Consider the following 10,529-nt stretch of genomic DNA (forward strand, 5'->3'; position numbering starts at 1 on the left):
CCTTCACCAGCTGAATCTGACTTATGAAATTAGTTTGCTCCCAAAGCGATCTCAGTACAAACCTCTCACTTGTTAGTCGTGCAGTACCTTCACGACCAACTCATCCAGTACTTGCCAACGTGCTGTTACAAGCGGATGCCGAAACTAACCAAGTAAGTTTAACAGCCTTCGATCTCAGTTTGGGAATCCGTACCAGTTTTAACGCAGAGGTATGGCAAAGTGGTGCGATCGCACTTCCTGCTAAATTACTTGTAGATATTACCTCTCGTCTTCCAGAAGGCGAAATTACTCTAGACGATGAATCAGCCCTGACAGGTGCAAAATCCGGTGGAGAAGGTTTAATTGTCACACTCACACCCAAGAGTGGACATTACCAAGTCCGAGCAATGGGGCCGGAAGAATTTCCTGAACTACCTGTAATTGAAAATACCGAAGTAATCCATCTCACCACCACCGCATTAATTGAGGGATTACGAGGTTCATTATTTGCTACTAGTGGTGATGAAACCAAGCAAGTACTCACGGGAGTGCATTTAACAGTTAAACAAGATACTTTAGAATTTGCAGCTACCGACGGACATCGCCTAGCAGTGGTAGAAACTAGCAACGAGCGTCCTTTAGGTGGAACTAGTCAATTAGAAGTGACAGTACCAGCTAGAGCATTACGCGAACTTCAACGAATGCTAGCTCATAGCGCCTCCTCAGATGAACCTGTAGCTTTATATTTCGATCAAGGTCAAGTTGTGTTTGCATGGCAAAATCAACGTTTGACTAGTCGCACATTAGAAGGGCAATATCCTGCATATCGACAATTAATTCCGCGCCAATTTGAGCGACAAGTAACAATTGAACGGCGACAATTTGTCAGCACTTTGGAACGGATTGCGGTGTTAGCCGATCAGAAAAATAATATTGTCAAGCTCAGTATTGACAACGAAGCTCAAGAAATTACCTTATCTTGTGAAGCTCAAGATGTGGGCAGTGGTAGAGAGTCAATGCCGGCCCAAATTTCTGGAGAAAATATTGAGATTGCTTTTAACATTAAATATTTGATGGAAGGCTTGAAAGAGTTACCATCTTCAGAAATTCAAATGCATTTAAATCAAAGCCTAACTCCAGTGATTTTTACGCCATTGAGTGGTTTGAAAATGACCTATTTAGCTATGCCAGTGCAATTGAGAAGTTAAAAATAATAGTAGTATAGGAATCCGGTTTGATTACTGAAATCACTTGGCTTAGGTAGGCAATAGGCAAGAGGCAATAGGCAATAGGCAATAGACAATAGGCAAAAGGATTTCAGAAGATTAAGGTGTACCGAATTCTTTTCAAAAATCAAATATGAATCCTATATATATTGCTTCTAAGTTGAGTTTCATACAGACCTAACCCCCAACCCCTTCCCTAGTAGGGAAGGGGAGTAAAATTCTAAAGAGAAATCAGGTGTTTTTACCGTCGGTTTAATTTCAGCAATTGGCTTTCCACCACGTATAATTACAAGAGTTTCTCCAGCTTCAATGTGCTGAAGATAGCCTAATAAGTCACGTTTTATTTCATCGACACTAATCCAGTTCATAAGAAATTTATTGGATTATTACTCTACTATAATCATCACCCTAAATAAGCCTTTTTAACTCGCTCATCACTAATCAATTCTGAGGCTGCACCTGTTAAGGTAATAGAACCAGCTTCCAAAACATAACCGCGATCGGCAATTTGTAATGCCAAATTCGCGTTTTGTTCAACTAATAGAATAGTCACACCTGTAGCACGGAGATTTTCAATAATAGAGAAGATTTCCCGGACGATCGCAGGTGCTAAACCTAAGCTAGGCTCGTCTAAAAGTAATAGCTGTGGTTTACTCATGACAGCACGAGCGATCGCTAACATTTGTTGTTCGCCACCACTGAGGGTTCCTGCTAGTTGATTGCGTCTTTGTGACAAACGCGGAAATAGCTCGAATTGGCGCTGAATATCTGCTTTTATCTCAGCTTGATTGGAGCGAATATAAGCACCCAAAAGTAAATTATCAAATACTGTTTGCCTGGCTAATACTCTACGTCCTTCTGGACAATGGGCAATACCAAGTTGGACAACTTCGTGAGTTTGGCGGCGATTAATATTATGTCCATTATAGATAATTACGCCACTCTTAGGATTAACTATTTTAGATATGGCGCGGAGCGTAGTGGTTTTACCAGCACCATTAGCACCAATTAGAGTAACTACCTCACCTTTTTGAATAATTAAATTAATCTTTTTCAAAGCTTGGATGCCGCCATAATTTACATCAAGTTCTTGAACTTCTAAAATTGTATAGTTTGGCTTACTATCGGCTTTCATCGGCGGTTTACATCCAGAAATATTGATTCAAAACCTAAAGGCGTTGCTGATTGCGGTATGAAAAATAATTTTGCGTTATTTCAAAATCCTTGTAGAGACTAGCAATTGCAACGTCTCTACATCCAAATTCGTACCTCGATTCAGCAACACCGATTCAAAACCTAAGATACATCAATCATACATTTCTTAAAACAGTGGGTAGGTGTATGCGTCGTAGACATTGCTTCAACTTCAAACCAGCGCCATGATACCGCAATCTTTATGATGTACTATTAATTACTGGTAAAGATATCAAGCGTCCAGTGGCAAAAGTAGCAGATATTGGTAGCAAGCGACTAATTAATTTAGCTCCCGATGCATGGGTAAAGTGGGTGACACAGTGTCCTGAAGTCGTGGCGAAAGAAATTCTCGGCTCTGAGTTTCATTGGATTAGCCGGGAAACAGATGTGTTAGTGAAAGCATACAGTGCTACTCACGGAGATTTTCTAGTATTAAATGAGCTACAGTTGCGTTACACGGCACAGATGCCTTTACGGATGAGAACTTATGCTGCCTTGGCACAAGAACGCTACCGATTGCCAACTTACCCAGTACTGATCAACATTTTACCGCCCCCATCCACCTTAACTATTGTCAATAGTTACGATCAGGAATTTTTGGGATTACGTGCTATCCAAGATTATCGCGTGATTAATCTGTGGGAAATCGATGCTGAAATAGTATTTGAGCAATCATTACCATCCTTGTTACCCTTTGTGCCAATCCTGCGAGGAGGGGGAGAGGTAGCAGTTGTGCAACGTGCATTACAGGCGCTACGAGATGATGCAGAGTTGAACGAGTTAGAATCATTGCTGGCATTTTTTGCTAGCTTTGTTTTAGATACGCCTTTAGTGCAACAAATCATGAGGTGGGATATGGCAGTATTGCGAGAATCGCCTTGGTATCAAGAAATTGAGCAAAGAGGTATTCAGCAGGGTGCGCGACGGCAGTTAATCCGGGTATTGGAACAACGCTTTGGCGAAATTCCTCATGAAGTGGAAATAAGGCTTGAGGGCGAGAGTGTGGAACAATTAGAAAATTTAATGGATAGCGCGATCGCTGTAAGTTCTTTAGACGAATTTGTGAGTATTTTGTTTATATAAATTTCACAGGTGCCATCGCCCAAAGCCATTGTGCTATTCTAAAACCAGGATTATCCTGCTGATGGCACTGCCTCAAATAAATATGACAAAAGTGGAAGCAGATCAAGCACAAGAAAAGTTTTCCGAACTTCTTGCCCTTCTGGAAGAAAAACAGGAACGTATTGTGATTGAATCACAAGGAAAAGTTATTGCAGCAGTCATCAGCTATGCCGACTTAAAACGATTGGAAGCATTGGAAAATGTAAGAGATGTCGCAGATTTCCAACGTGCAATAACTGAGAGTGACGGTGAATCTTATTCGGTAGAAGAAGTGATTACTGACTACAACGAACTTCATGGTACTAATTTCACAGTTAAAAATATCTTGAATGGCTGAATCTGGAGTGCTTGCTCTACGTATTACAAAATCAGCCCGGAAAGATTTAGTCGATTTGCAGCCAAAGTTTTTTAAGCAGGTGATGACTAAAATTTTGTTACTACCGGAAAATTCTAGACCTCAAGATTGTAAGCAACTTAAGGGATATTCAGGTGTTTATCGAGTTGATCAAGGTGAGTATCGTATTCTCTATACAATTTCAGAGGATGTAATCGAAGTTTTTCGAGTTGGTAAGCGCAATGATGATGAGGTGTACGAAAATTTATAATGCCATTAAAATCCCGAAATTAATTTTTTTTGTAACTCATTCTCAATCGCTTATTCATTTCCCAAATAAGCTTCAATTACAGCCGGATCATTTCTAACTATAGATGGTTCACCCAAAGCTATTAATTGACCAAAATCTAATACAGCAATGCGATCGCACAAACCCATAACCAAGGGTACATGGTGTTCTATGAGAATGATCGTCAAATTGAAGCGATCGCGGAGGCTGCGAATAAATTCACTCAATTGCTGCTTTTCATTCGGGTTCATCCCCGCCGCCGGTTCATCGAGAAGTAGAATTTGCGGTTGTAATGCCAAAGCGCGGGCAATTTCTAGCCGACGCTGATCGCCGTAAGCAAAGTTTTTGGCTTTTTCGTGGGCGCGATCGCTTAATCCCACCAAATCCAATAAATCTAAAGCTTTCTGCTTAGTCTTCAATTCTTCACTAGGTGCTGGTGGTAATCCCAAAACCCCTGTGAGCATATTACTTTTAGTGTGTAAATGTCGGGCGATTATCACATTTTCTAACGCCGATAATTCCCCAAACAAGCGGATATTTTGAAAGGTACGGGCAATACCTAAAGCCGCAATTTTATGGGGACGCAGTTGAGAAATTTCCGCACCTTGATAAATTAATTTACCGCCGGAAGGCGGAATAAAAGCAGTAATCAAATTAAACAGTGTTGTTTTGCCAGCACCATTAGGGCCAATTAGTCCAAAAATCTCATGTTTATTTACACTAAAAGATACATTATTTACCGCCACCAAACCACCAAAGCGGCGAGTCAATCCTCTTGCTTCTAAGACAATACTGCTGTTAACTGCTGGAATATTATGTGACATTTTTGCATATTATTATGAATATAAGACTTAGGCAATAACTCTCTAAAACTCTTATTCCTTTGCGCCCTTCGCGTCCTTTGCGGTTCGTTTTTTCCTTTGAAAAATATCTGGAGTAATTAGCCCTTGGGGGAAAAAGATTGTACCTATTACTATTAATAAGCCAAAAATAATTAATCTACCATCTCGCAAAAACTGTGCTAACCAATTAGGTAAACCACCAGTATCAGCGAGACTTCGCAGAATCTCTGGTAAAGCTGTAAATACCATACCTCCAACTACCGGCCCTAAAAAACTTCTCGAACCACCAATTAAAACAAAAGTTAAATATATAATACTGCTATCAAAAGTACCTTGACGAGCATTCCAAGTATTGAGGAAGTGAGCGCTAATAGCACCTACAACCCCTGCAAGTATCGCCCCTAGTGTAAACGCTAAAACTTTGTAATAAGTGGGAGCAATTCCCATTGCACCCGCAGCTAATTCATCTTCGCGAATAGCGATAAAAGCCCTTCCGACGCGGACGCGTTCTAAGCGATAAAGTAGCACCATACTAATTAATAGTAATGGCAAAGCAATCCATAAATATTCAAGTTGGGTTTGAAAAGGTTGAGGAATGCCAAAAATCCCAACAGCACCGCCTGTAATGTCTAAATTGAGGGAAATGACACGCAGAACTTCCACAAAAGCGATAGTTGCGATCGCTAAATAAATTCCTCGCAACCGTAAAGCGGGAATCCCGACTATTATACCCAATAAACCAGAAATTACACCAGCAATTAACATCTCCAATAACAACAATGGAATGGGGAATAAACCACTGCTAGAAGTTAAAAGTTTTGTAGATAAAATTGCTGCAATATATCCACCTAAAGCATAAAATCCTGGACTAGCTAAAGACAATTGTCCTGTCATTAGTGGTAAGTAGAGTGATAACCCTAATAGCGCCCCCAATACCATAGAGACAATTAAAGAAGCATAAGTAGCGAAAAAATCAGCCATTTTAATATATTTTTATATAAGTTCAATCAAACTATCGCTTTTATCAACTATTAAGCTGTTAATATTTGCTCTGCTGTCAGCGCCAGTTCAGGAAAAGTTCGTGACACAATCCGTTCTGAACCTCTAAAATGTGTGCATTCGTATTTACCCTCAGCATTTAATAGAAAAACAAACACAGCCGGAACTTTTGGATTTCCCAAATACTCTCTTAGCCCAATTGCCAAATAATCTACAATCCAATATTCTGTAATACCTAAGCGTTGATATTCATCTAATTTATCAATGTAGTCATCTTCCCAATTAGTTGATGTCACTTCTACAGCTAATTGGATGGGTTCTTCAAGTGCAGCATAAGCAGAACGATTTGAGCGCCATTTATCTTTATCTATGACACTTACATCAGGCTTGCGCCCTTGCTCTATGCCATTAGCAGTTATAGTTTTAAAGACTGCTGTGTTATTAACTACATAATTTAGGTTTTGTCGCCTAATCTCATCATTGAAACCAAACAATAGAAAATTAGCGACATCATCATGATTTCTGGTTGCACGCACTTCTACAATTTCTCCATCCACAAGTTCATATAAACCTGACTCTGGACACTGTTCTAAAAATTGGTCAAAAGTTAACTTTTTAGTGTATGTTTTCATCGCGCTACGTCTCTTTAAACTTTCTGAATAAACCGCCGTCCTAGTAAACCTTGGGGTCTAACTAATAGCATAATAAACAAAATACCAAAGGCTACTGCGTCTTTATATCCAGAGAATTCAGCAGGAACAAATGCCTCGACTAATCCAATTACTAAGCCTCCCACCACTGCACCAGGAATACTACCTAAACCACCTAAGACAATTACTGCTAAACCCCGCAAACCAAAAGCAATGCCGAAATATGGCCCTGCAATACTAACACTAGAAGCAACTAAAGTTCCTGCTAATCCTGCTAAAAAGCTGCTGATGAAGAATGTTAAGATGATAAAGCGATCGCTATTAATTCCTAACAAACTAGCTGTAGTTGGATCTTCTGCGATCGCCTGCATTGCCTTACCATATTTAGTTCGATTGATAAAATAGGTAAGAATTGCCACAATCACCACAGATACAGTAAAAATTACTACCTGAACACTGCGAATCGGAATTGGATTTTCTGGACTACCAAAGTTAATCGCAGGTGGCAGATTACCGTAAGTATTTGCCGGATATGTGTAACTTTCCGCGCCTACTAAATACTGGATTAAATTCACAATTACCACTGCTACCCCCAAGCTGGAAACAACAGTTAGTAAAGGGTCAGATCCTTGACGGCGTAGAGGTTGAAAAGCAACCCGTTCCATCACAATTCCGATCAATCCTGCCAAGGTGCTTCCTAAAATCAACGATATAGCAAAAGGTAATTTTATCGGCAAGGCTGCATTAGCTAACAAGCCATTAAATCCAAAGTTACCACCCATAAGTGCATAAGTGAAATATGCACCCAAGGTAAAAATTGCGCCATGAGCTAAATTAATGATGCCCAAAATAGAATAAACCAAGGTATATCCTAAGGCAAAAATTGCATAGACGCTGCCGATAGATAACCCGTTTAATAATTGTTGCAAAAACAGATTAATATTCATCTAACAACTATTTTAGGAATGTAAATTTACCTTGACTCCCGTCTTTTTCCATTTTGATTTGGGCAACATAGAAATCTTTTTGCACAACTTCACCTATGGGAGTAAAACCAATTTCACCCAATGGTGTATTGTATGCTCCTTCAAGTATTTGATGGTTTAATTGCGTCCGTAATTCTGCTAGCTGTAATTTGTTGACTTTGTTCTTTTTATCTAAAGATTGGAGTGCTTCGACATAAACCTGGACTGCTGCAAAAGCTTGAGCGCTAAATTGGGGTGGTTCTTTTTTATATTCGTCGGTATAAGCTTTACGAAAAGCCGCGTTAATTTCACCTGGATGTTCTGGACTGTAGGCTTGAGCAATCAGCACACCATCACAAAGTGCCTTACAAACTGGCAATAAATTCGATGTATTTAGACCATTTCCACCAACAATTAAGCCTTTATAACCAAGTTCCCGCAATTGCCTAACTAAATTACCACCATCAGCAGCCAAGCCAGAAATAATCACCAAATCTGGTTTGAGATTAATCGCATTGGTCGCTTGACTTTGAAAATCTGTATCACTAGTTTGGAACTTTTGTACAGTTACTAATTCTAGCCCTTGATCCTTAACTGTTTGTTGAAAAATTTCCGTTTCTGACTTGCTAAATGCATCATTTTGAGCATAGAAAACTGCGACCTTTTTAAGTTGGGGATTTTGCTTAAGTGCAGCTTTTACCGAATTAGGCGCGACAATGGAAACTGGTGCAGAAACACGAGCAACGTAATCACCAATTTCGGGAATATTTTTTGCAGTATTTGATGGCCCAATAATTGGCACTTTTGCACGTTCGGCAATGGGATCAGCGCCAAAGGCTTGTTGTGATAAAGTCGGGCCCACAATACCGATAACTTTATCTTTGTTAATTAGAGTTTGAAAAGCGTTAATTGCTCCGGCTTCATCACCGCTAGTATCTTGAAACACTAATTTAATTGGTGTGCCATTAACACCACCTTTACTATTGAAATACTTCTCGGCAATTTTGGCTCCAGCGACTTGTTCTTGACCTAGTAATGCCACATTACTAGTTTGGGCAACAGCAATACCGATGGGAATAGCCCCTGATAATGTACCCGTTGTTGCTGCGATATTGCTTGGAGTGTTACTTGGGGTAATATTTGGACTATTGGTTGGTGAATTTGTTACTGTGGTAGTGCCACCACCACAGCCTGTTAGTAGCAAAGCGCAAGTTGATAATAATACTGTTGTCCGAGCGATCGCGTTGTTCATCGTTGGATAATCATCTAGTTATGAGATATTCAGCAAAAGTTAATAGTAAAGTTTATAATCTGCAAACAAAATAACGCAGATTTACACTTTTGCACGAATTCTATTAAATCATTCTTATTTCACCATGCAAAGAGAAATATTCAAAGTGTTTGTAAATACAAATTATTATAATTAGTGATGATTTTATCATTCCCTGGTTTTATTTGGGAATGTGCGATCGAGTCACTCGAAAATCTTCCGCATCAGAACCTCTGTGTTCAGCAGGTAATTTTCGGTGGATTGAGTATTAAGTAAGGAATTTTAAGTCCTTTTTTGATGATCAGTTAATTCTTTGGGTTCGTAGTGACGGCAACCGTTACATGGGCCATCGGGATTGATAGCACAACGGATGTAGCCAGACCGAGCATTAAACTTGCAGCTGATGTCGCCAATCAGATAACCCACCCCTTCTAAATAGTAGCGATCGCTCTCAAAAGGTCTGGCGTTTTGCCGTCCCTGCACCACTGGAAAATTCATGGCTGCTTGTCTAAGCCGTAAGCGCGATCGCTGGGTTTTGCGGATCATCCACAGAGAAAACAAGGACGGTAAAAAACCAACGGCAATCACTAAAAGTGTCTTTAGCACCTTCTTTTTACCTCTTCTGTGCGCTGATTGATTGTCCCTGATGTTACACTCTGGTTTTACGGAAGTGCAAATCTTAGGGCAGCTTTGTCTCTTTGCAACTATAGTTGGTGGCAAAGAGGCAATGGCAGTGTGATATTTAGCAATTTTGAGGAATAAGTTCCTTCTGCCACTTCAATCAGCATAACTGTTACAACCTCAAGGGTGAGATGCCGTTGAATGTTGATAATTTTAAGATTTGTTTACTAACACCTTTTTGAATGAGCATTTTCTGTCAGCCTCAGCCCCACTCTTGGTTTTTTTGTGTAGCTGCGATGCTAATCTCTTTTTGGTTTGCTGACGAAGTTGCTGTGCTAACTGTGTGGCTTCCCTTTCGGCTCGGAATAAATCAACTCTTCGCGTTGTCAGAATAAATGAATCGTTAGACTTTTGTTTCACCCAAGGGATGCTAACTGCAAAATACTGACAAATATTTTTGCATATCTCCTTTATCAAGAGTGGGTAACGTTTTTGAGTATTCATTTTGTTAGCGATCGCTTTCAACTCTAATATCGCTGCTTCTAACTCTTCCGCCATCTGATTGATGCGTTCGACTTGTGTTATAAAACGCTCCCGTTCACTGATGATTTTTTTTTCTTGGGGTTGCAGTGGCACTATCGCAGTAGTTACAAATGTAGGCTGGAACAGCAAAATGGGCTTTTTGTCCGTGTCTGGGATTTTTTTCATACTACCTCAAGCAAGGCTAGCTGACTTTTAAAGCATTTTAGCAGTTAGTTAGTATATTTGTACTAAAATATGTCTTTTGCGTCCTTTGCGGTTCGTTTTATCATGATTTTGCGTAAGTCCTAATTGAATTCGGGCGATCGTTTGTTGAATTCGGGCAGTCGTTTGTTGAATTTGGGCAATCGTTTCTTGAATTCGGGCGATCGTTTGTTGAATTCGGGCAGTCGTTTGTTGAATTCGGGCATTAGTTTGTATAATTAGTTAAATAGTATTTATAAATAGTGCAATATTATGTAGATTAAAACAAAAAATATCTTTAAAAAAATCTAATTT

The 10,529-nt window shown here is 39.7% G+C and carries 13 protein-coding genes; 4 read left to right on the forward strand and 9 right to left on the reverse strand.

What is annotated here, in order from left to right; all coding sequences use genetic code 11:
• Positions 1-23: 23 nt before the first annotated feature.
• Positions 24-1,187: a DNA polymerase III subunit beta gene (gene dnaN / locus RMX98_RS32830; RefSeq protein ID WP_322678393.1), complete on the forward strand. Its 1,164-nt coding sequence runs from the start codon at positions 24-26 to the stop codon at positions 1,185-1,187.
• 185 nt (positions 1,188-1,372) lie between these two features.
• Here the strand turns inward: dnaN and RMX98_RS32835 are convergent, their stop codons facing one another.
• Positions 1,373-1,573, reverse strand: a complete 201-nt coding sequence (locus tag RMX98_RS32835) for a hypothetical protein (RefSeq protein ID WP_322678392.1) — start codon at positions 1,571-1,573, stop codon at positions 1,373-1,375.
• A 35-nt stretch (positions 1,574-1,608) separates the two neighbouring features.
• A complete protein-coding gene (locus RMX98_RS32840; RefSeq protein ID WP_322678391.1) occupies positions 1,609-2,340 on the reverse strand; it encodes an ABC transporter ATP-binding protein in 732 nt (243 codons plus the stop codon).
• Positions 2,341-2,642: 302 nt separating this feature from the next.
• Here RMX98_RS32840 and RMX98_RS32845 point away from each other — a divergent pair, with 302 nt between their 5' ends.
• From RMX98_RS32845 to RMX98_RS32855, 3 genes are all read left to right on the forward strand, one after another.
• Entirely contained in the window at positions 2,643-3,482 is an 840-nt protein-coding gene (locus RMX98_RS32845) for an Rpn family recombination-promoting nuclease/putative transposase (RefSeq protein WP_322678390.1), read from the forward strand.
• 61 nt (positions 3,483-3,543) lie between these two features.
• Positions 3,544-3,858 (forward strand): type II toxin-antitoxin system Phd/YefM family antitoxin, encoded by a 315-nt coding sequence (locus RMX98_RS32850; protein ID WP_322678389.1) that lies wholly within the window; start codon positions 3,544-3,546, stop codon positions 3,856-3,858.
• Positions 3,851-4,126: a type II toxin-antitoxin system RelE/ParE family toxin gene (locus RMX98_RS32855; RefSeq protein WP_322678388.1), complete on the forward strand. Its 276-nt coding sequence runs from the start codon at positions 3,851-3,853 to the stop codon at positions 4,124-4,126. The genes RMX98_RS32850 and RMX98_RS32855 overlap by 8 nt, the downstream gene beginning before the upstream one ends.
• Before the next feature lie 50 nt (positions 4,127-4,176).
• On the opposite strand, the gene RMX98_RS32860 is transcribed toward RMX98_RS32855, so the two are convergent.
• From RMX98_RS32860 to RMX98_RS32890, 7 genes are all read right to left on the reverse strand, one after another.
• Positions 4,177-4,968, reverse strand: coding sequence for an ABC transporter ATP-binding protein (locus RMX98_RS32860; protein ID WP_322678387.1), 792 nt, complete (start codon positions 4,966-4,968; stop codon positions 4,177-4,179).
• 51 nt (positions 4,969-5,019) lie between these two features.
• Positions 5,020-5,967 (reverse strand): branched-chain amino acid ABC transporter permease, encoded by a 948-nt coding sequence (locus RMX98_RS32865; protein ID WP_322678386.1) that lies wholly within the window; start codon positions 5,965-5,967, stop codon positions 5,020-5,022.
• A 50-nt stretch (positions 5,968-6,017) separates the two neighbouring features.
• Positions 6,018-6,617: a Uma2 family endonuclease gene (locus RMX98_RS32870; protein WP_322678385.1), complete on the reverse strand. Its 600-nt coding sequence runs from the start codon at positions 6,615-6,617 to the stop codon at positions 6,018-6,020.
• Between the two features lie 14 nt (positions 6,618-6,631).
• Positions 6,632-7,582 (reverse strand): branched-chain amino acid ABC transporter permease, encoded by a 951-nt coding sequence (locus RMX98_RS32875; protein ID WP_322678384.1) that lies wholly within the window; start codon positions 7,580-7,582, stop codon positions 6,632-6,634.
• 7 nt (positions 7,583-7,589) lie between these two features.
• Positions 7,590-8,852, reverse strand: coding sequence for an ABC transporter substrate-binding protein (locus tag RMX98_RS32880; RefSeq protein ID WP_322678383.1), 1,263 nt, complete (start codon positions 8,850-8,852; stop codon positions 7,590-7,592).
• A gap of 300 nt (positions 8,853-9,152) precedes the next feature.
• Positions 9,153-9,476, reverse strand: coding sequence for a DUF6464 family protein (locus RMX98_RS32885; RefSeq protein ID WP_322678382.1), 324 nt, complete (start codon positions 9,474-9,476; stop codon positions 9,153-9,155).
• 228 nt (positions 9,477-9,704) lie between these two features.
• Positions 9,705-10,199: a hypothetical protein gene (locus RMX98_RS32890; RefSeq protein WP_322678381.1), complete on the reverse strand. Its 495-nt coding sequence runs from the start codon at positions 10,197-10,199 to the stop codon at positions 9,705-9,707.
• Positions 10,200-10,529 lie beyond the last annotated feature (330 nt).

It is taken from the genome of Nostoc sp. DedQUE02, from assembly GCF_034531035.1.
GTDB lineage: Bacteria > Cyanobacteriota > Cyanobacteriia > Cyanobacteriales > Nostocaceae > Nostoc.